The 24,198-nt window shown below is 44.1% G+C and carries 12 protein-coding genes; all 12 read left to right on the top strand.

Annotated elements, in window-relative coordinates; genetic code table 11:
• The first annotated feature begins 242 nt into the window (after positions 1–242).
• The 12 genes from MTO98_RS25625 (at position 243) to MTO98_RS25570 (ending at position 24,162) form a co-directional block, all read left to right on the top strand.
• Positions 243–4,280, top strand: coding sequence for a hybrid sensor histidine kinase/response regulator transcription factor (locus MTO98_RS25625; RefSeq protein WP_243481826.1), 4,038 nt, complete (start codon positions 243–245; stop codon positions 4,278–4,280).
• A gap of 994 nt (positions 4,281–5,274) precedes the next feature.
• A complete protein-coding gene (locus MTO98_RS25620; protein ID WP_243481825.1) occupies positions 5,275–8,256 on the top strand; it encodes a SusC/RagA family TonB-linked outer membrane protein in 2,982 nt (993 codons plus the stop codon).
• Positions 8,257–8,297: 41 nt separating this feature from the next.
• Complete coding sequence (locus tag MTO98_RS25615; RefSeq protein ID WP_243481824.1) at positions 8,298–9,800, top strand: RagB/SusD family nutrient uptake outer membrane protein; 1,503 nt, start codon at positions 8,298–8,300, stop codon at positions 9,798–9,800.
• 17 nt (positions 9,801–9,817) lie between these two features.
• The gene (locus MTO98_RS25610; RefSeq protein ID WP_243481823.1) at positions 9,818–10,489 is read left to right on the top strand and encodes a hypothetical protein; all 672 of its coding nucleotides are present in this window, start codon (positions 9,818–9,820) and stop codon (positions 10,487–10,489) included.
• 3 nt (positions 10,490–10,492) lie between these two features.
• Positions 10,493–11,527 (top strand): DUF5007 domain-containing protein, encoded by a 1,035-nt coding sequence (locus tag MTO98_RS25605; protein WP_243481822.1) that lies wholly within the window; start codon positions 10,493–10,495, stop codon positions 11,525–11,527.
• A gap of 32 nt (positions 11,528–11,559) precedes the next feature.
• Entirely contained in the window at positions 11,560–14,712 is a 3,153-nt protein-coding gene (locus MTO98_RS25600; RefSeq protein WP_243481821.1) for a SusC/RagA family TonB-linked outer membrane protein, read from the top strand.
• Between the two features lie 9 nt (positions 14,713–14,721).
• Positions 14,722–16,230: a RagB/SusD family nutrient uptake outer membrane protein gene (locus tag MTO98_RS25595; RefSeq protein WP_243481820.1), complete on the top strand. Its 1,509-nt coding sequence runs from the start codon at positions 14,722–14,724 to the stop codon at positions 16,228–16,230.
• A gap of 18 nt (positions 16,231–16,248) precedes the next feature.
• Positions 16,249–16,992 (top strand): fasciclin domain-containing protein, encoded by a 744-nt coding sequence (locus tag MTO98_RS25590; RefSeq protein ID WP_243481819.1) that lies wholly within the window; start codon positions 16,249–16,251, stop codon positions 16,990–16,992.
• Positions 16,993–17,030: 38 nt separating this feature from the next.
• Positions 17,031–18,620 (top strand): DUF5008 domain-containing protein, encoded by a 1,590-nt coding sequence (locus tag MTO98_RS25585; protein ID WP_243481818.1) that lies wholly within the window; start codon positions 17,031–17,033, stop codon positions 18,618–18,620.
• A gap of 11 nt (positions 18,621–18,631) precedes the next feature.
• Complete coding sequence (locus MTO98_RS25580) at positions 18,632–20,380, top strand: DUF4983 domain-containing protein (RefSeq protein ID WP_243481817.1); 1,749 nt, start codon at positions 18,632–18,634, stop codon at positions 20,378–20,380.
• A gap of 39 nt (positions 20,381–20,419) precedes the next feature.
• Positions 20,420–22,441, top strand: coding sequence for a discoidin domain-containing protein (locus MTO98_RS25575; protein WP_243481816.1), 2,022 nt, complete (start codon positions 20,420–20,422; stop codon positions 22,439–22,441).
• Positions 22,442–22,482: 41 nt separating this feature from the next.
• Entirely contained in the window at positions 22,483–24,162 is a 1,680-nt protein-coding gene (locus MTO98_RS25570; RefSeq protein WP_243481815.1) for a LamG-like jellyroll fold domain-containing protein, read from the top strand.
• Positions 24,163–24,198 lie beyond the last annotated feature (36 nt).

Here is a 24,198-nt window from a genome sequence, read left to right as displayed (position 1 = left end):
TTGGTCCTCAGGTAATATTATTATCGAATTTACCCTCTTAATTTACTGAATTCACCCCTTTCCTTGTCAAAATAAAAGATTTCTTTTGTATAACCAATAATCTCAAACACCTGATCTGTAGTTTCAGGGATGCTCATTCAAATAATCGCAAGGACAGTGCAGACCTTTTGCTTTTATGCAACTTGCGATCCGGATTGTTTGATCAATGGGGCATCTGTTTTGGGATCAGTTAAGTTCACCTGATGATGAGACGTATTTTTGCCTTTTTAATTTACTTCCTGTTTGGGCCATTTCTGGCCGTTGGTCAGCAGTCTTTCAGCCATTTAGGACTGGAGAATGGCCTTTCAAATAATTCGGTTAATACGATTTACAAAGACAAATTTGGCTTTATGTGGTTTGGCACGGATGATGGTCTTAACCGCTACAACGGCTATGAGTTTGATGTTTACCGGAACAAGCTGAATGATTCCGCGTCATTGATCAATAACCAGGTTGTCGGTATGGCGGAAGATGCCAAAGGTAAGCTGTGGCTGGCTACTAAGCGTGGGGCCGGTATTTTTGACAATATCTCCTCCAACTTTTCGGTGCCTGATTATTATCCGTACAAGCAAAAAGTCAGGAATAAAATTCAGTACGAGATCTATGTCATCAAGGCTGGGCCGAATGGGGATATTTTTATGGGGATGGCCGGAGAAGGACTGATGGTCTATGATCATAAGAACAACGTCACGAACCAGGTTCCGATATTTGAACGAAATGGCGCGGTAGTAAAATACTCGGTGTCTTCGATCGTTCCCGCTAAAAATCTGCTGTGGATGGTGTCTCCCGGAAAAGGCTTATATACCTATGAGTATAAAAGTCGCCAAATTACGCTCGTAAATACGGATATGCGCAACTCCAATTGCATGGTCACTGATAACCGGGGTAATCTATGGATAGGGACAAACGACGGGCTCTATTCTTATAATATGGCTACAGGCCTGACACGGCTTTATAGAGACGGTCCGGGGCAACTTTCAGCGCTACGCATTATCAGCCTGGAAATGGACACCAAAAGAGGCCTGTTGATCGGTACTGACGGTGGTGGAGTGGATGTACTTAACCTTGCAACAGGAGAGTTCTCTTATACGTACGCAAAGCATGAGAATGCGGTATTGACCAGCAATGCCGTAAAAGCGATATATAGCGATCCGCAGCACCGGCTGTGGATCGGCACGCTAAGGGGGGGGATCAATGTGATGGATGAACAAAAAAACGAGTTCAGGACAATTTCACACAATCCCTTAAACAAAAACAGCCTGGCCAATGATTTTGTATTGTCGTTTTGTGAGGCTTCAAATGGAGACCTTTGGATAGGCACTGACGGAGGCGGGATCTCGGTTTGGAACCGGGCTTCGGATACCTACCGGACTTTTGTACATGATCCTAAAAACGACCATTCTATAAGCAACAATAACATCACAAGTATCGTCAAAGACAATGACAATGTAATCTGGGTTGCGACATTTGGTGGCGGAATCAATAAATATAATGATCAAACCGGAGGGTTTGATCATTATTCCTGCGTTAACAGCTCGAATACGGATAACAGTGTCTGGAAATTATATAAGGATGCTGAAAATAACATCTGGGCAGGCACCTGTTTCTGGCGCGGATTGACTTACAAGCTCAATAGGGCAACTCAAAAATTTGAACCTTTTAACGATGAGTTGAATAATGTGATTTCCATTAATGAGGACCGTGAAGGCCACCTTTGGTTTGGTACCTTCAACCAATTGATACGTCTGGATAAGAAAACCGGCAAGCTCCGGTACTTCAATGTTGAATACCCGATCCGGTCTATTTTTGAGGACCATGCCGGGAATCTATGGATAGGAACCGAATATGCCGGCCTGCTCAAGTTCAACCCTTTAAGGGGCAATTTCACTGCGTTTACGGAAACCGAAGGCTTAAGTAACAATAGTGTGCTGAATATTCAGGAAGACAATTTTTCCAACTTGTGGATGAGCACCTATAACGGACTTTCAAAGTTTAACTATAAAAACCGTAATTTCAGTAAATTCTATATGGAAGATGGGTTACAAAGTAACCAATTCAATTACAACGGTTCCTTGAAAATGAGCTCAGGGGAATTGCTTTTTGGCGGCATTAAAGGCTTTAATATTTTTAAACCCGAGGATATCAGACCAAATGCGGCATATCCCGATCTTTGGATTACCGGATTGCGCGTTATGAATAGCCCCGTGACGGCAGAAGAGCTGAATAAAGCTGATGATTTATATAGCGTCTCTACGATAACGCTCCCTTATGATAAGGCCACGATTTCCTTTAACTATGCCGCGATAGAATATACCGCCGCTCCCAAAATCGCCTACGCCTATTTCCTTGAAGGCATTGACAGCAAATGGAACTATGTTGGTAAATCACGTACCGCCAGCTATTCCCGACTTAAGGAGGGCTCCTACGTGCTTAAAATCAAATCCACCAATGCGGCAGGCATCTGGAATACAAATGAAAGGTCAGTGAAGATTATCATATTGCCGCCGTGGTATCGCACATGGTGGGCTTATTCAGCATATACCTGTCTGATTCTCGTTATCTTGTATTATATCAACAAATACAAATCCAATCAGGTAAGACTCCGCTATGAAATTGAATTGACGACTTTGAATGCGGAGAAGGAAAGGGAGCTGAATGAAAACAAATTATCTTTTTTTACAAATATATCACACGAGTTCAGAACTCCATTGACATTGATTCTTAACCCGCTAAAGGAACTCTTGTACGGAAAGGAAAAAAACATCGATATGAACGATCTGTCCACCGTATTCCTGAATGCAAAAAGATTGTTAAGCTTAGTTGATCAGTTGCTCCTTTTTAGAAAAACAGATAATGAGGCAGGAAATTTAAAGTTCGTTAAACTGGATATAACTACTGTTTGCAAAGATGTCTTTCTTTGTTTTACCAACCAGGCCAAGTTAAACGGTACCGATTTTGTTTTTGAATGTGATGCCGGTATACCGGAGATTTATGCTGATCGGGAAAAGGTGGAGATCGTGTTGTTCAATTTGATCTCTAATGCCTTTAAATTTACAGGAGAACATGGAAAAATATCCTTTAGAGTGACAGAATCAGCTACAGGCGTCGACATCCATATCAAAGATAACGGACAGGGCATACCGAAGGAGATCGGGGATAAATTATTTGATAAATTCTATCAGGTTCCCGATAAAAATAATTCATCTCAGAGAGGATTTGGGATAGGGCTTTACCTGGCCAAGAAATTCGTACAGTTACATCAGGGAAACCTGACCTATCAAAGCACATTGGGTGAGGGAACCGATTTTTGCATCAATCTTCCTAAGGGTAAAGAACACCTGACGGGTCAAATTATTTATGAAGAGCTTTCTGAAAGTACCTTTTTGCCTGATGAATTTGTCAGCAACAACCTCACCTCCGGCGATCAGCCATGGGGCTCGGAGAACGACAATATAGAACACCTGGTTTCAGAGCAGCCCGTCATGCTGGTCATCGATGATAATGATGAACTTCGGAAATATATTATGAAGCTTTTTAAGGCATCTTTCACGATCCATGAAGCCCCTAACGGGGATATAGGGTTTAAATTGGCGCAAAAATATGTTCCTGATATCATTATCAGTGATGTAACCATGCCGGTGTTAAATGGTGTAGAACTCTGCACGAAGATCAAAGCGGACGCTTATCTCAACCACATACCGGTAATTTTGTTAACGTCCAGCACATCTTCCGAGATCAAGTTGAAAGGGATCGAATGTGGAGCAGATGATTATATAACCAAACCTTTTGATGCAGAATTGTTTACTGCCAGGGTATTCAATATTCTGAAAAGCAGGAGCAGTTTACAAAAATACTTCTATAATGAAATTACCTTACAGTCCGATAACCAGCGAATCTCTCCCGAATACAAGGATTTCTTAAATAAATGTATAGCGCTCACGGAAAAGCACCTGGATGATCCTGATTTTAATGCGAAGGTTTTCGCCAAAGAGATTGGCATGAGCCATTCCAATCTCTACAAAAAAGTCAAATCTATCTCGGGTAAGTCCATTAACGAATTTATCCGCTACATCCGTCTGAGAAAGGCGGCAGAGATACTGATCAATACGGATTGCCGCGTTAACGAAGCCGCTTTTCAGGCTGGCTTTAACAACCTCAAATATTTCAGGAATCAATTCAGTAAGGTTTTTGAAATGACCCCCTCCGAATTTATAAAAAAATACCGGAAAAGCTTTGTATAATACACATAGAAACAAGCGGCTTCGTATCTGTAGTTTACTATCCTTCGGCGCTTATTAGGTATAAGCACCCTTTTATAGTGGTTCTATCGCTTAAATTGTGGGCTATGCAATCAATCAATTGACAAGCATTGGTTTATACGCCTTTATATCTATATCTCTTCGATAACATAAGCGATTTAAATCCTTTGATTGATTGACGGTCAAAATAAGCTATATAATAGCTCACCCTGAGCCGCGAACTATTTCATAATCGTAACTTCCATCGGTTTGATCCGGCTGTATACAGGATGGCGTGATGAAATTTTGCTTAAGAAGGCATGTATGCATCGATTTGACGCCATGTGTATCTGATGAGGATATTGCAAACAAAAGTCATGGAGTTAAAACTGTGATCGTGTTTAGGCTTACGCCTTGGAAAGAATTACCTGAAATTTTGCCCCGATTGGAAATTTCCAGGGAAGCAAAAATGCTTGACGGCTCATTTAAATCAAATAATTTCCAAACTTCTTATTAAGGATATGAACAATCTGACTTAAAAAACATATCCGCTTTCTTTCAGTCATTCATGATTGCCCAATAAAATCACAGCCAAGTGCTTAGTGTATTCAACGATGGACGGCTTAATTGGTGTTATCCTTGTAACGCGGGATTGAAAATGCCCTAAAAGAGGTTTTTTAGCTGAATTTATACAGATTACACCCCTTAAATATGTTTATATTACCCCTGTGCATTTCGGATATAAGTGTTTAATTTGGGTAAGCATTTAATATTATAAACCAATATAAAGCTATATAAGAAACAAGATACAGTCGCTTAAACCGGGCTAACCCCACGGTCGGCCCTTCAAAGCAACTGTCAATTTTGGACCTTGTATTAAATAAACCTCAGTATTACGCACCTTAAAAACAGATATCCAATAACAGTGTGGAAATCGATTCAATTAAGTACGTCGTACAGGTACCAGTTAATAACCAAGCTCTAATTAACAAATTATATGATCAAATTTTTACGTAAGCCATTATGTGTCTTCTTTATTTGCCTCGCATTATTTATTAGTGTTGACAAAATCTATGCAAAGGAGCGACCGGCAATTTCAGAAAAAGCCCTGATCCTGTCCTTCATGGGCAAAGATACCATTAAGAGAGATACTACTACCAGGCACTATAAAGATTCTGTTGCCCTGGCAAAAACGATCAAGTATAAGATTGATCATATTGAAGGAGCAGTCCAAAGTGCCGATACGGTCCCTCTGAAAAGAACTGGTTTAGCACCACTACTTTCTATTCAGCAGTTACTCAAAGGAAATGTTGCAGGAGCCTACGTTCAGGAGAACAGCGGGGAACCGGGCACGATGCAAAGCATGGTTATCCACGGTTTATCTTCACCACTGTTTTCGAACAAGGATCTCTATGGTGTACAGCCTACCGTTTTTTTAAATGGCATTCCTCTTATTCAGGACCATCCCTACAATTATAACATCCAGCAATACGATTATAAGCCTATCGGCCCTGCTACCAATCTACTTGCCGGTATCAGCCCGGATAATATTCAGTCAATCCAAGTGATCAAGGATCCGCTGGAGCTTGCGAAGTTAGGTCCTCAGGCAGCGAATGGAGCGATATATATAATTACCAAGAATGCTAAAACAGGATACCGCACGATAGAAGTCAACTCTTATTATGGAATGGTAACCAAACCCACTGATATAAGTCCGGTAAATGCCAGTTATGTAAACCAGTTCCGTGAACAGTTTTACAGTAAGTACGCTACGGCTGCACAAAAGGCTACCTATCCGAATTATCTGGGAGATGCAACCAACGGCAATTACTACGGACCGGCGCAGTGGTCTGACCTTTATTATCAAAACACACCCGTCTATAATATTGATTTGAGTATTGCCGGTGGTTCAGACCGAGCAAACTTTCGTTTCTTTGGCGGGCAGAGCTCCGATAAGGGAAATGCTGACAATACATCTTTCACCCGTAGCAGCGCTGCATTTTTTATCAATATGGCTCCTTATAGCTGGCTGACTGTTTCCAGTATGATCAGCGCCGCCCGGACAAGCCGCGATCCGAACAAAAGCTTGCGGGACCGCTATGCGGAAACAGGTTATCTGCCGGATCTCACCACGCCTTTGCCTCCATCGAAAGACGTTTATCAATCTTTTTTAACCCAATATAATAATGCTATCGATAACAATATTACCAACGCGGTTCAGGGTTACCTGGCCTTAAATTTTAACTTTTTTAAAATTAACTATACCACCAAGATCGCTTTTGATTATAATGAAGGAATAAGAGACCTGTTTTATCCGATGGCTATCATGGATAATATCAACTATGTTTCTAATTATTTCGGTTATAATCAGCGGGCGATGTGGATCAACTCGCTGAATTATAAGTATAAACTGGATGAAAACCATTCTTTTACTTTCGATGCAGGCGCTACGGTTCAGGATGATATCCACCGCTATAATTATTCACAAGCTTATCACGGCTTAAATGACTTCGTAAAAGTGGCCACTTCGAGTGCCGGTTTTGTGATTCGCCGCTATACAGATAAGGAGCGGATGAGGTTATACTCCGCGTATGGTTCGATGAAGTATAATTACAAGGATCTGCTGGAGGTTAATGCCATGCTGCGGGATGACGGTGTTTCGAATGTTCAGCCGGATCATTCCTGGCTGGTTACGCCGGCTTTTAATGCGAAATGGAATATCAGAAATCAGTTTCTAAGGAACAACCAAGCAATTAACCAACTTTCGGCAGGGCTTTCCTGGGCAAAAATTGGGCGCCTGCTTACCCAGGACCAATTCGCGGCCGGGCCGCAATATACGGTCGACCTGGGCTGGAATCAAAACCCCGACATTTCTTCCTACAATTCATATGCCGCCCTTTCCCGTCCCTATGTGGCAGGATGGATAGGCTACGGGCTTGGCTGGTCTTATTCCGATCAGGCAGCGGTCAATCTTGACGGCTCATTTTTTAATAACAGGCTACAGGTTTCCTTAAGCCTTTATGACCGGAAAGACAAACAGCAGGTGATAGCCGTACCGGTGCCCAGGGAGTATGGCTATACTTCGAACTGGCTTCAGGGAATGTCAGTAGATAATAAAGGGGTCGACGCTACCGTCAACATAGCCGTTTTAAAGAGCAAAGATTATTTTAACTGGTCAACGTCCTTCAACGTCAATGTTAACCGCAACGAGCTTACCGCACTTCCCAACGGCCTGCATGAATTGATTGTGGGTGACAGGAAGCTGCAGGTCGGCAAATCGGTAGATCAGTTCTGGCTGCTTGACAATAACGGGATCTACAATAATACGGCTGATGTACCGGTTAACCCTGCCGATAACAAACCACTAAACTATAAAGGAGTGGCCCTTAAGGGGGGGGATCCGAGATGGAAAGACCAAAACGGTGATTTTGTGATTGATGATAACGATAAGGTATTGACGGGACATAGCATGCCCGCGTTTACCGGCGGCTGGAATAACCAGTTTCATTATAAAAACTTTGATCTGAACATCAATATGTTTTTTGCGGTCGGACAAAAGGCCTTGAATGTAAAAGCCGCAAATGAATTTGATTTTATTAACCAGGGGAATTCAAACTCCATCAACGCGGTGCAGGAAATTTTTTCCTGGCAAAAGGACGTTGATCTTTCCAAGTACCCAATATATAACCCATGGAGCAGCGCCGTGCCTTACCAGCAGGACCAGAATCTTTTCCTTGAAAATGCCTCCTATATCAAATTACGTTCCGTGACGCTGGGTTACGACATCAGTAAAGTTCTGTTCAAGAAAGGAAGTATCGGTACAAGAAAGGCCTACCTCTATGCAACAGCAAGTAATTTACTGACGATTACCAGCTTTAGCGGATCTGACCCGGAGCTGATCGATTTTAACGGTAATTACAGCGGGTATGGCCTCCCGATCCCCCGTTCATTCATTTTAGGATTTAAGTTGAATTTATAATGACCGTCATGCATATGTTTTTATTAAAAAAGAAAATATCAATGTGGAAATTCCTTTTATTAGGTCTTGCCACACTACTAATCACTGTGAACTTCTCCTGCAGGAAAATGCTGGATATACAGGCTACACATGTTTCTGCTGAACCACAACAATGGAAAAGCATCACAGACACCAAGTCCGCCCTGATGGGTATTTACGGCTTGTTCAGGGCGGCCCTTTCCAACAATGACGGGCAGTGGCTGTACGGAGAACTGAGAACAGGTGATTTCAGCGTTTATAACCGAAACGATCTTTCTGCGATCAGGAGGAACGAGTTAAATGCCGCATTCCCTGTTTTGCAGGACCTTTCGGACTGGAGAAGGTTCTACGCTATTATAAACAGTGCTTCTGTCTTTATTGAGCACGCTCCTTCCGTACAGGTGGCTGATACCCGTTACTCAGATGTTAACCTTAAATATGATATTGCTCAGGCGAGGGCGCTAAGAGCATTCGCGTATTTTTACATGGTCAGAATATGGGGTGACGTGCCTCTCCTTACGGCGGCATACGATAACGGTAGTTTTGCCGCAATGCCAAGAACAAATTCCAAAACTGTACTGGATTTTTGTGATCGCGAACTCCTTGCTGCGGCCGCCGACCTTCCCTACCTGTATGGAGTTGCTCCGGAAAGCTACTATGGTGCCAATCAGGGAACCTGGAGCGGAGCTTTGCTTAATAAGGTTTCTGCATACGCGATTCTGGCGCATGTAGCCGCATGGGAAGGCAACTACGTAAATGTTGATGTTTATACTTCCTTTGTCCTGAATAATTATGCTAAGGCTAATATTACTTATACTGATGTTAACACGCTTACGGCTGCCAACGGTCTTTTTTCACAACGGTTTCCTTCGCAGATCGTCGCCTTCGGCGCAATGGATATAAATGGGGAATCCGGTCAGTCCGGCCATATTGAAGAGCTTACGCTGGCACAGCCAATTATAGCCAGGCAAAAGCAGGATATATATATATCCAGGGATACGCTGGCATCCATCTTTACTGACCCATATGATCTCCGCTTCGGAACAGATACCATAGCTAAAGCAATAAGAACAAATTATATCACTAACTACAATAGCGATATGCCGGTTTTTAGCAAAATAAAGGTTTTGCGGGATGGTGTAACTGATGGAACTTATCCTATATACGGTTCTGTGATTTTGTTTACCCGCCTGGAAGAGATTACACTGCTGCGTGCTGAAGCACAGGCTGTTCTCGGTCGCCGGGATGACGCCATCAGGTCACTAAATATCATCAAATCGGCCAGGGGCCTACCGATTTTTGTTGCCGACTCGCCGGAAAATATTGTGGATGCCATCTTCGCCGAAAGGAGAAGAGAACTCCTGGGCGAAGGATGGAGCTGGTACGACCTGATCCGATATAACAGGATAAGGCAAAACAATCCGGCATTCACCACACTCATCCAAAACGGCGGCATATACTGGCCGATAGCAACAAATGTACTAAGTGCAAACAATCTGCTTCAGCAAAATCCATATTGGAAATAAACTTTAAAATTGAAATAATGATTAGCCGAATTTATAAATTATTAATGGTCTGTGCTGTTATTGCCATCGTAACTATTTCTTGTAAGAAAGGAGATCAGACCTACCACGATGCACTCAAACAGAGTTTTACCAGTTATGATGGATCTGCAATGGACTACCTGAAAGCGCAAACCGGGGTTTATGATTCACTGTTGGTTTTGGTTGACCGCATACCTGGGTTACAGGACAGCTTGACCAATAAAAAAATAACTTTTTTCAGTATCACCAACAAGAGTTTTGAAACCGCGATCAAAAGTCTGAACAGGGACAGGGCATTTGAAAACAAACCGCCTCTATATCTCAGGGATCTGGACGTATCTGTATTGGATACGATGGTTTACAAGTATGTGATCAGCGGAACTTACCTTACAACAGATATCAGTTCACAATCTAACGGAGTTGATTTTTCGGGATTGAAATATGAATATCCCATGCACGTAGACTACCAGTTGCTTAACGCATCCGGCTATGTCGGCGCGGGCGAGCAACAGTTGCTCTTTTCCGACACCAATAATTCCACGATTTCAAGTAATTGGGTTAGTACAACTACTCAAACTCTGAATATTAAAACAAAAAACGGTATCATACATGTCCTGTCTCCCGGCCACATCTTTGGATTCAATCAATTTTCTTCAAAGTTTAATCAATAACCAATGAAAAAATTCACACTAAACCATAAAAATATATTGCTGGTTTTTGCAGGCTTATTGCTGACGTTAAGTTCCTGTACAAAGAACCTGCCGGACAATCGGGACACGCTAAGTGATGATTCACGTTTTACACAGACAGTTTACAAACCCACTCTTGGACGGAGCACGTTATTTGATAACAACTTCAATGCCGGGAACTCCACGTTGCCGCTGACCTTTGAAATTGTCAACCTTCACCGGACGACAACCAATGCCCCGGCGCCGGAACTTACCAACAGTTTCCCGGTAAAGGTATGGACGCAAGGCTATACCGGTACAGAAACAACTTTGGCGGAAATTGAGAACAAAAGATCAATCGTAAAACAGCCTTTGTTTTCTATAAGGGATCATGCAGGGGAGTTCCTGATGTGGGCAGGTGCACAATCATCGTTCGTATTATGTCAGCCTGATTCCGGATATACATTTGATGTGAAAATCAGTAACTCCGGCGGAAGCCGGTACGTAAGGAATATGAGATTACAGCCGCAAAGAGAAAGGCCTTACGAACCCTCAGTTTATGATCCTGTTAATGGTATTGCGCAAAACACCTATGTGTCTCCGCTTTCTATCAGCAATTTCAGGGGAAAGCAGACAGGTCTCAGCATCCCCTTGTCTACCGTTCATATTTTCTTTTACAAGGACACCGCCAGTGTGACCCAGGGCAATTCTCTGACCTTCAAATTTTATGATGCGAACTATAACCCGATTGATCCAAACAATTTCAATAAGACGAATTGGCCTGCGCTGGTGCACGGTTTTGATATGGAGAAAACCGATCAATATGTAAAATACAAGGTTGCTTACCCGATACCCCTGGTCGCAATGAAAACCGGTTATACGAATTCGTCAGGAACCATGGCACACACCATATTTTCCTATGACCGGCTTAACTCGGGAGGGCTTAGGGAAACTTCCCAGATGGCTTTCGACTTTGCGATATATGAAGAAGGAAGCTGGCAGATTATCATCGTATTCTCCGGAGAATCTCCCTTGTTTTAACCCTTAACATTAACAGGTAACAGAAATTCATTATGAAGAAATTATACACTCTAGTCATATTATTCTTAGTGTTATCCTGTGTCAGCAATCAGGTGCTGGCGCAGAAAAAAGTGATAACAGTTTCGGGTACGGTGATGGACCGGGCAAAAAATGCAACGTTAAGCGGGGTAACCGTGTTTTTGCAGGAGAAGCCTGTGAAGATCTTAACGTCGACCGATAGTAAAGGGAGATTTACCGTAAAGGTACCGGAGGGCACGGAGCTTTACTTCCGGTTCATCGGTTTCGAAACCCAAAAGCAAAAAGTAGTTGCCGGCAAGGATATCCTTGTTAATCTGGAGGTAAAAGAAAGTCAGTTAAAGGATATCGTGGTTGTCGGCTACAATGCCAAACGAAAGGAACTAGCTACAGGTACCATCACCACTATTACTGCCAAAGATATTCAGGACGTTCCGGCATCGAATGTAGTATCTCTTTTACAGGGTAAAGTCGCTGGCCTGAACATTCAGAATAACAACGGTACGCCGGGTATGATCGGGACGATTACCATACGCGGGCTATCCAATCCCAATGTGACGGGAACAGGTAACAGCGCATACCTCACACCCAGCTCACCGCTTTTTGTAGTAGACGGAATACCTGTTGATCAGACAACAGGTGCACAATATGGATTTGAACAGGCAGGTCCCGGTATCAGCCCTCTCTCGTTGATTCCCACCGAAGATATTGCAGAAATACAGGTTTTAAAAGATGCGCAGGCTACCTCGCTTTACGGATCCAAAGGGGCTTACGGCGTTATACTGATAACCACCAAACGTGGTCGCTCTGCTGTTCCGATCGTGCAATATACCAGTAATTATTATCTGAGCACTCCTCCGCGTCTGCAGAATGTTATCGGCGGAAAAGGGGAAAGATGGTCCAGGATAAACCAGATTATGCAATTTGATACTTCCTACTACCATGCTCTGAATACGGTTAACACAACGCCGTTTTTATCAGACAGTCTGAATGCCTATTACAATAATTCAACAGATTGGCAGAAACTGTTTTATGCCACAACATTTAATCAAACGCAAAATGCAAATATTTCCGGTGGCAGCCAGACGTTTAATTATAAGGTTAATACGGGCATGTTTAACCAAACTGGGATCATCGCAAATACAGGATTTCAGAGGTATAATATGGATATGAACATGCAGTATGCGCCAAACGACAAATTTAAGCTATCCGCCTCTATCACCAGTTCGCTTGCAAAAAACAGCAAAGGTAGCGGCAATTCATTGCTGCAAACAGGTATCGCCAGCGTTGTGAATTCATCATCCCTTTTACCTCCGCCATCTTTGTTTACTGCAAGCAATGCAGCTTTGGCGGCAGTGTCAATCAGCGATAACAATAAAACCGCTTCGATAGGTACGAACATAGGTATTGATTACGAACTGGCAAGGGGCTTGCGCGCCTCAACAACTTTTGGGTATACTTATACTTCAGCAACGGAGGAAACATTCAGTCCGGGTATATTGAACAACAATACTAACCAGGTTTACGCTTACAGTTTAATAGGAACTTCGCTCTATTCCAGGAGCGGTATTTCCTTTACCAAGGTCGTGGCATCCGATCACAATTTTAATATTTTTGCCTTCAACGAACTATCTGTGGGCACCTCAAGGGGAAATACGATCAATCAGGTCGGTACGCCAAACGACCAGATCCAGGGGCCGCTCGGGTATAATTATGCGACATCATCCGGCAGTGCCATCGTCAACCCGGAAACCAGGTCCTTAGGCTATTCTGCGGCATTTTCATATAACTATAAGACTAGATATGTGCTGGACCTTTCCTACAGGCTGGATGGCACATCAACGAGCGGAACCAACACCCCGTGGTCAAGAAGCCCCGGAGCAGGTTTTCGCTGGAACTTTAATAAAGAAGCCTTTCTTAAAAATCTGAGCTGGCTGGATTATGGATCTGTCAGGGTTACCTGGGGAAGGAACATAGTGCCGACAGGTACGATTTACGATGTTTACGGTAAATATACGACCGATCCGAGCACCTACAACAACCAGCCCTCCACATCACTGGACCTGACGACGATACCCAACCAGTTTTTAGTTCCAAGTTCAACTACTCAGTGGAATTACGGCCTTGATCTCGGCTTTTTTAACGGTGCCATCGGATTAAGCTTTGATACCTACTATAAACAAACCGATTATATCCTGAGCGCTAAAAATATCGCTAATATAAATGTTTTTAACAGTATCAATACCAATGAAACCAGCCTTGTAAATTACGGGCAGGAAATTTCCCTGTCGTTCAGGCCTTTGAGCCCGTCCAGTAAGCTGAAGTGGAACTTTTCTATCAACGGCTCCTATACTCACGATGTGCTTGCGGCGCTTCCCGATAATGTAAGGCAGATTATCATCTCGGGAGGAGATACGGGTCAGCCTATTATTAACCGGTTGGGGACCAATGCGCTTGCCAACGTTCTTTTAAATTATAAGGGAGTTTATTCCAGAACAACCGATGTCCCAATTGACCCGCTTACAGGGCTACGATACCGGATGGGCGGAACCGCTAATAACGGCCGTTATTTTCAGGCAGGAGATCCTGCATGGACTGATGTCAACGGCGATTATGTTCTGGATGCTAACGACTTTGTAATTGCCGGAGATTCTCAGCCAAGATTCGTGGGCGGGTTCAGCAATAATATGCAATATGGGCCGTTTTCATTCAGTTTTAATGCTTCTTACGTCTTTGGCAGGGACATTTTGAACAATGCCCTGGCTAGCCGTTTCCAGAATTTTTCCAATCCTACCTCGCAGAATGCGCTGGCACCTATCGAGAACTTTAATTTCTGGCGTAAACCAGGCGATGTGGCCATTTATCCCAATCCATATGACTATACCAGGAGCGGTCTTATCTCACCATTTCAATATGGACAAACCCTATTTCAGGAGGATGGCTCATACCTGAAAATCAACAGCATTACTTTTTCCTATAACCTCAATCCCAAATTCACCAAACGTTTCGGAATTACATCTTGCAGGCTGTATGGAACAGTAAGTAACATCTATACCTTCAGCTTCTATAACGGACCCGATCCGGAAGTGGTTTCCGCGCTGGGCCGCGATGTTGCCGGTGGTTATCCGACCAGCCACGATTTTACTTTTGGTTTAAGCGTTCAATTTTAAAATATTCACATGAAAAAAATAATTTATATAGCCGTTCTCACTACCCTGTTTACAGGATTTACGGGTTGCAAGAAATTTTTGAACGTGACACCGATCGATGGCCTTGCCGGGAATAGTTTCTGGAAAACGAAAGCAGATGTGGAAACATTTACGCTTGGTGTTTATAATAAGTTCAGGACCGCGACCATGAAGGATTCCCGATTTTTTGTAGCTACCGGGGACCTCCGGTGTGCGCCGGCCAATATTACGAATGAGCATTATGATCAGTATTATGTTGGGTACCTGCGGAGAAATGACCTGAATGGGCTTTTGGCTGATGGCAGATATTTGCAACCGGAAACAACCAACAGGTTCTGGCAAATCACTTTGTGGACTGACTTTTATGCGGTCGTGCAGGAAGCCAATATATTGTATAAGCAGGTAGGTGATATGCCGGAGACGGCAATTTCAGCCTCAGATAAAAAACAGTACCAGGCGGAGGCCGTATTTTTACGATGCCTGAGCTATTTTTTCATGGTGCGGGTATATGGCGATGTTCCCTATTACACCAATGCCTTTAATGCGGAAGCTCTGCCGAGGACGAATATGGTGACGGTTCTTAAAAACTGTCTGGCCGATATGGCGGCCGTTAAAGACAATCTGCCCTGGACCTATGGTGATGCCGCCAAGGTCGGTACAAGAGCTATGCGCGGCAGCGCGCTGATACTCATGATGCATATGAATATGTGGGCTGCAGGATTTGATGCCGGTAATGCCGCCCAGTATTATCAGACTGTCGTAACGCAAGGGGATGAATTACAAAATCAAAATACCGGTGCTTACCAGCTGCTGCCGATAGAAAGGACCAGCGATATATTCCGAGGAGGATCCAAAGAAGGGCTGTTTGAGATCGTACAAACACAAAGTTCTACAGAGCAGTTCCTTCCAACGGCTGTTTATTCCAATTATGTGTTGCTTAAACCATTTCAGCCTTATTCAACATCGACCATCTGGTATGATGCCAGTTTTATGTTAAAGTTATACCCTGCGACCGTTGTTGATCAGAGAAAGTCTTTGTGGTTTGATGCCAATATTTATGCATCAGATGGCACGCAGCAGATGTTCAAATTTATCAATGCCGCCCAGGGCTCAACCGCAGGGCAGAACCAGGTGAATCACCAGATCGTTTTTCGGTATGCAGACGCTATTTTGTTGAAGGCCGAGGCGCTTGCGCAGCTGAACCAGGATAACCTGGCCCAGGGCGCTGTCAATATGATCCGGAGGAGGGCCGGGGCAGAGGAATTTACCTCTACAGGCCAGGCGCTTAAAGATGATATCTATTATGAGCGGGTGAGGGAACTGATGGGCGAGGGCCAGTATTTCTACGATTTGGTAAGGACCCGTAAAGCAGTGGATGGTACCTATTCCTTTTCCCCTATAGCAGTAGATGCTTTTAACAACGGTGCGTGGACCTGGCCTATTGATAAATCTGCCCTGCTGAACAACCCTTACATTACCTTGAATGCATATTGGAATTAACAAATAATCAGAAAGACCATGCGTAACAAACATTTTTCAGATCATCATAATAATCATAGCTTACGTTATTTTTTAAGTATCGTATTAATAATCCTTGTGCTAAACGCCTGTAAGAAAGGGAATTATTATATCGATACGGGAGTGCATCAGGCTAAATACGATGGCAGCATATTAAAATACCTGAGTGACAAACCTATCTATTTTGATACATTGAGCAGGGTGATCAACATCGCCGGAATGCAGAATGTTTTTCAAAATGATACGATCACCTTTTTTGCCCCGCCCCAGTCCAGTATTTATAAAGCTGTTAAAGGTCTTAACCTATACCTTTATAACAGGGGACAGGATACAGTAAAACAGCTTGAACAGGTGGATCCCAAGGTGTGGAAGGATATGCTATCTCTTTATATCATTAAAGGAAAGTACCTGTTGAAAGACATTCCGCAACTCGATACCACACAGCTCAACGCTTACCCTGGTCAGGGTTACATCAGTTACGGTGGCAGGCCGATGAACATTGGGGTGATCTACAACGACGCCGGCGGGGTTAAATATGCGGGATACCGTCAATTGTATTACTCCTATATCAATGATTTTACGAATCAGCTTGGTTCTATGATCAATGTTCCGGTAGCATCATCTGATATTCAGCCATATAATGGTGTTGTTCATGTTTTACAATACCAGAATCACACATTCGGATTCAAAAGCAATAATTTCATTTTAGAGGCTATAGCGGTAGGCATCAAGCCACCGCAATAATTTCTGTATCCTGATTATCAATTCCAAAACATAAAAAAATGAAGCTTTTAAAAGTTATATATTACATTGTCCTCTTTAATTTTTTGATCGGAGGACTACTTTCCTGTAAAAAGAAAGAGGTTGTCGGACCGGATCCATATGCCGGGGGAAAGGTTCCGTTTGGTGTTAAGTTCGCGGAGGCGCAACCTTTGCCGTCAAGCGGGCCCGCCGGTTCCTCCGTTATCTTTAAGGTACAGGGCCTGAAGAGCTACGAAGGTAAGTTTGATTTCCAGATCAGCAACGAGTCGACAAAGGTCCTCGATCTTAGTGATTCGACCATTACTGTCGAGATTCCCGACAATATCAGTTCAGGTATTGCGTCCATCAAGCTTGGGGGGCAAATATTTTTTGGGCCAAGATTTACGGTGACCGGGAATGTTTCCATTGACGCGGGCTTTGCCGCCAACCTGGGAGTAGGTACCGACCTTCCCATCAATGCGGCTTATGAGTACAATCAGGGTTATTTACTGGTTGGATCTTTTTTAAAAATCAACACCCAGAACGTCAATCATATCGGATTTATCAATTACCAGGGCACGCCCAGTACTAACTACGCTTCTTATACCGGAGCAAATGGTTCTTTGCTTTCTGTTGCCAGGCTGGCCAGCGGCAAGTTTATTATCGGTGGGAGCTTTACTGGTTTTACCGGGCGCTCGGGCATCGGCAATATTACCCGGTTGAATTCTGATGGCTCCTTGGATGTGATGTATGTCAATGTGATCAACCAAACGCCGGATGTCCCCAACAACGGCTTGGATACCGTGCCTGCCTTTAATGCTGCCGTGCCTAATCAAAATATCATCAAGACCTTTGTAACCAGCGATAATAAGGTTATTGCTGTAGGCGCTATCAGCTATTATTCAACGATCTCTTATGCGCAGTCCACCCGCCTCGGCCGGTTTTACATATACAAACCGATCCATACTATAATGAGGACGGATGAAAATGGTGTATTGGACTCGACTTACAATTACGGACCACAAAATACAGGCGCTGATGCATTGGTCAATGATGCTTATTTGCAACCCGACGATAAGGTTGTTCTGGTAGGCAACTTTACGAAATATAACGGGACCAAGGTAGGCTCCATTGTCAGGCTGGACGGCAATGGCAACGTGGACGCCACATTTCTTGCGGGAGCAGGGGCTAATGGTAAGATCAATACTGTGCAGTATAATCCATTGATGCACAGGGTAATGATTACCGGTAATTTTACTGCATACGACGGCGTTGCCTGTCCCGGTATCGCCATGCTCAAGGATAACGGGGATTTGGATAAAAGCTTCTTGTTTGGAGCTGCAACCGGTGGAGAGGTGAATTTTGCCAGGATGCTGAACAATGGTAAGGTACTTGTTTCCGGAACTTTCACCATGTATAACAATGTTTCAAGACCAGGCTTCCTGTTACTAAACGGCGACGGATCTGCGCTTCAGACGTTCAATCACGTCGGGACTTTTGAGGGACAGATTCAGCAGGTCATTGAAACGACCTCCACCGCAGGCAACCCTGCGGTCATCCTGCTGGGCCTCATCCACAAATTCGATGATCAGACAGTTAATAATATAGTGAAAGTTGAAATAAAGAATTAATCATCACGGATATGAAAAAAAATAAATTAACCAATAAAAGCCGGTTGCTCTTCGCCCGGATGCTGTTTTATTTCGCCGGAATCCTGATGGTTTCCTGTAATAAGGACTTCCCGAACCTCTTAAAGAAGAATTACCCTGCCGAACCATTAAGTCAGGGACACGGCAAGGTGCTTTATATAATTATTGACGGTGCAAGAGGAAAGGCATTGGGCGATACCGCTGTCCGCTATCCCGAGATCACAAAGCTGTACAACAATTCGCTTTACACTTTTAGTGCAATTGTTGATCCGGATAATGAACCGGTGACAAATGCGAGCGCCTGGGCTACGCAGCTTACCGGTGTCGGCGTTGCCAAGAACCAGGTAACAACGGAGGATTTTGCCGGAAACAAGCTGTCCGAATTTCCTTCATTTATCTCTTTGCTGAAAAGTTACGATCATAATTTCCGGATTGCTGCATTTAGCGCTTCGGCGGCTTTTGCAGATCATTTCACCCAGTCTGCCGATCAAAAGCAAACTTTTGAAAACAGTGATGAGGCCGTTAAAGCCGCGGTGGTTGCAGATCTGCAAAAAAATGACAGAGACCTTGTGCTTGCCCAATTCCATTCCGTGGAAGCCGCGGGAACCTCATCGAACTATGACAGTACGACCCCTGCTTACCAGGCAGCTTTGTCACAGGTGGATTCTTATGTCGGAGAAATTATGGCGGCCCTTAAAGGCAGGCCAAATTATTCTGCGGAAAACTGGCTCGTTGTCATCACCTCCAATAAAGGCGGCAAGATTAGCGCCGTTCCGCCAGCGAACGGCACGGCATTCGATGATGCTACCCGGAACATATTTACCATATTTTACAGTCCAAGGTTTACCACTCAATACCTGGTTCAGCCATCCAGTGCCGCTGTCGTCTATAGCGGCAATGCAGTTAAATATACCTATGCGAACAACAATTACGTAAACGCCACACTTTCCAATCCCGCTTTATATAATATAGGAACCTCTGGTTCCTATACATACCAGTTCCTGTTTAAAAACAGTTATACCAATTGGATCGGTTATCCGACAGTGCTGTCAAAACGTGTTCAGGATTTCGGCGGAGCGGGATTCAACCTGTTCCTGAAAGGAACTGAGTGGTGGATCAATTCGTCTTCATCGTACGAAATATCCGGCGGAACGGTAAGCGATAATCAATGGCATTCGATCACGCTGACCATAACGAGGGCGGATAATGTAACCACGATGAAGACATACACGGACGGCAAATTTAATAATTCGGGAACATGGGGCAGTACAACAGACCCGCTGAGTAACAATGCACCTTTAAGAATTGGCCGGATACCCAACAACGGCAATGACCAGCCCAGTATCTTTGTGACCAACCTGCAGATTTACAATGTCGCTTTCACCGATGCAGATGTCGCAGCTTTAGCGGGAAAGACCGTAATTGATTCCAGCCATCCCTACTATGAGAACCTGGTCGGCTACTGGCCGGGTGATGAAGTGGGAAAAAAGGTATTGAAGGAAAGAACCGGAAAAATGGGCGCAGGCAGTGATTTCGTGCTGTCCGGACCTTATTCCTGGAGTGATTTCAGTGATTACAGCCCGGTACTGTCTCCGCCGGTCTCCCCTTCATTTTACAGAACCGTTCCTAATTCGGTAGATGTTCCGCTGCAGATTATGCAGTGGTTATCAGTTACGCCCAATGTAAACTGGCAGTTGGATGGCAAGGCCTTTACTCCCACTTATACCGCTGTGACGCCATAAGTGCATTGAAAAAGGTTAAATGATTTAAAATTGATTTAAATGAAAAAGATAGGGATTTTGTTCATCGTAATATCCATCTGTTCCGGGATATTGATAGGCTGTAAAAAATATAAATATAATTTCCCGGACGGTTATGATACACCGACTTCCAGCGGGAGCGTGGATACCACAGATTTAGGCACCGACCGTAGTTTATATGCCCAGGCGAGGATATTTCCTGGGCTCGTTACTGATAGCCAGCCACGGATCGCAGATACTAGTATCGTATTTAATTTTAACTATACTTATGTTCCGGCAACGACCTTGGGCGTGAGTTATGTTCCGCTGCCAATATTCAGCACAGGTCTTTTTGCCCCGGCTGGAGAGCTGGTCGAGATTGACGTTCCCAGCGGCCTTTTTGGCCTTTCTGTACAGGTAGGATCGCAGGCAGACAATGTAACCGGGCAGATTCCCTACAGAAGGGACCCGATTGTGTCAACAGTAAAAGCTTTGTTCCCAGGAAAGAACACGGTACGTAATTTATACGGCGGCTATATCTGGATCAAACCATCTTTTGCAGGCAGTGCGCCGGAAACGCTGCATTTTAGGCATGCGGTAGCCACCAGTGACTTTATACTGGGAATTACCACCGACCTTGCCGCATGGCAGCGAAGGGTTCTGGCTTCAGGGGTACCCTGGTTAGAACTGCGATCACAGCATACTGCCTTCTCTATTTCACGGGATTATGTTGTCCGGGGGATCCAAAACGGAACCTTGAGCAATATCGATAAAACGATGGCAGAATGGGATAAGGTTTTTGTAGAAGATTATTATAAATTCTCCGGCTTGATTCCCGGGAATCAAAATTTGCAATACAGAGCCCCGGAATTGCCGGAACGTTTCGTGATGGATATTCAGACCAAAGGTGGCGTTTATATACATAACGGGCAGCCCATTGTCGCTCAGAGTGCCGATTACTGGTTTGATGAGTGGACGAATCTGAATACGCTGATAACCGGGAATTCGTCAGGAACATATAAGCAGATCAGTTTAAATTATCAGTCATCTGCGGCGAGTTTCTGGTGGGGTGGTGCTCAACCCAGCGTGCTTTATTTCAATGTAATGAAGACAGCGTTGCGCAATAATCAGCCTATCCCAACGCTTTCAGGACTGGGAACTGCTGCAAGTTTGCCTACGATAGTTCCCGTAGCATTGACCTATGTCAATAGCGGTGCCGGAAAGTACATAGATAAAGATGCAATAGCCAATGTAGCTACCAACAGCGCTACGTTTAAACTGGTTCCTTTTTTACAGCTTTTTGCCAAGGTGCGTAATCCGGTGACTAACGAAGATGGTTTTGGCTTAGTACCTTACCTTGCTCAGAAAGCACAGGCGATTTCACTTTCGGGACTGTCTGACATGAGCAAAATAAACTTCTTCTTCACCGGGCTTTGCGATTACGGTCAAATGGATTACTCGAAATTTTTTGATGCCTGGGGTATTCCGGTCAGTACCATCACCAGGTCGGCTGTTGCCAAAAAGTATAAGCCGATGACTGATCCGATATGGTTATACAATCCGTTGTCAAGGCAATATGTAACTGACCATTATCCTTTACGCCAGACCAGGGTATACAATGACCGCGTCAACTGGCTTTATACAGCAAGTGATTTCGCAGCTAATGAAGGTGCGTTGAACATTACCTCAGCAATGGGCGACGGTGATCCGAACACCTACTGGCACGGCTGTTATTCCGGCTGCTCTCCGCTGCCAAGTCCGGTACCCCCTCCGCACATTATCAACATCGATATGGCACAAACTACCAGGATCAGCGGATTTTATGTGGTACAAAGATATGGTAACCGGCGTACAACGGATGTGACGGTGGAATACAGTACAGACAATGTCAGCTGGACCTCATTGGGAAATTTCCCCTTGGCTAACCAGGATGGCGCCCAGGAATTCATTTTACCGCAGAAAATTAACCTGAGATACATGCGCGTTACTATCGCTCATAACAGCTATGATGGAGCGCCATATTCTGCTTTAGCAGAAATAGGTACGTTCTATGATGGCAATTAGTGGTATGCCATAGTTTAAATATTAATATTGAATAGAGTAATATGAAATTAAAGAACTTATTAATAGGCTGCATGAGCATTTTAATTCTCGGGGCAACAGCTTGCAGGAAATATTATAACCCGCCCGCTGTATTCGAAACGTACGATAAGCCCGTAGATTCTGTCGTAACCAGTAAGGTGCTGGTCATCAGCATAGACGGTGTGCCCGGTTCGGTCATGAAGGCCATAATGCCTCCGACCATATCCTCACTGTTACCCAACAGCAAATACACCTGGACAGGATTGAGTGAACCAAGGACAGATGATCCGAGTACTTGGTCTAGCATCGCAACCGGGGTGAGGATAGGTAAGCATCTGATCCAGGATGATACTTTTCTGCCGGTCCGGGATGTCAATAACCCTAACACCAATCCCCCGTTTTATCCGACAATATTTTACCGCATATTGACCGGATCGCCTGCTTTGAAAACCCTGACGATTTCTTCATGGTCCCAATTAAATGACAGGTTGTTCATCCATGCGGACACCCGGGTAACGACAGTCAACGACCTGGCATCCAAGGATACCGCCGTAAAACGATTGCAAAGCAGTAACGCCGCACTGACTCTTGTCAATTTCCGGGAGGTCGAAACCGTAGGCGCACAGTCTGGTTTCTCCGCAACCAATCCTGGCTTTGTCACTGCTGTAAAAACGGCCGACGGTTATGTCGCGGAAATGCTGGCCGCCTTAAAACAGCGTAAAAGTTACAATAAGGAAAAATGGCTGGTGATTATAACGACCAATCATGGAGCCTCAGGCACCAGTTATGGCGGTTCTTCCGATGCTGAGAGGAATATATTCGCGGTCTTTTACAATCCAAAATATAAACAGCTTGAACTCAACGGCAAGACATTATATACTGAACACTTCAAAAGCGGCGTAGTAGCAACAGCAAATGATCCGAATGGTATTTACAATATAGGGTCGGGAGCCATTACCTTACAGGGAAAAATTAAGATCAATCCTGCCCCGGATGGTACCTATAACTTCGGAGGAAACTATATTTTGCTGATCGGTAAAAACAGGTGGGGGGTTTATCGGCAGCGCAATGTTTTGTCGATATATCTGGCAGATGATTCCGGAAATCGTACGCAACTGGATGTGGACAATACTTTTACCGATGGCTTGTGGCATTCTTTCGCCGTGGTAATATCGACCGATAATGTTAAATCTTCCAGAACCATAAAAACATATATTGACGGTGCGTTAATGGGTTCTAAGCTGGATCAGTATTCATCGGGTACAATTACCGATCCCCGGCCTTTACAAATAGGGGGAAATAATGATTATTCAGCCCGTGATGCAATAGATTTCAACATTGAGGATATCCGTATTTCTAATAAGGCGCTCACTGACGGAGATATTGCCAACGATGCCTGCAGCATTGCTGCAGAATCCGGGAGTGCCAGCTACAAGAATCTGATCGGCTACTGGCCAGCTCAGGATGGCTTGGTAACCTTGAAAAATGCAATTGCCGGTCAGCCCGACTTTACAATTACAGGGACATCCGAGTTTGCCAACTCACCAAATACACTGCCCTGTAATCTAGGCGCAGATAACGTGACCGTTGAAAATATCACCATCGTTCCGCAAATCTATTACTGGCTGGGAATTTCTATCGATCAGACATGGGCGCTGGACGGGAGAGTATTCCTCAGTAGCTTTGCAACGGAACTTCAATAATTAACAGGCGTCTGGTATTCATATAATCATGAATAC

The sequence above is a fragment of the Mucilaginibacter sp. SMC90 genome (assembly GCF_022811725.1).
Taxonomy (GTDB): domain Bacteria; phylum Bacteroidota; class Bacteroidia; order Sphingobacteriales; family Sphingobacteriaceae; genus Mucilaginibacter.
Note: the sequence above shows the minus strand (reverse complement) of the source record. Positions and strands in the feature narration are given on the sequence as shown.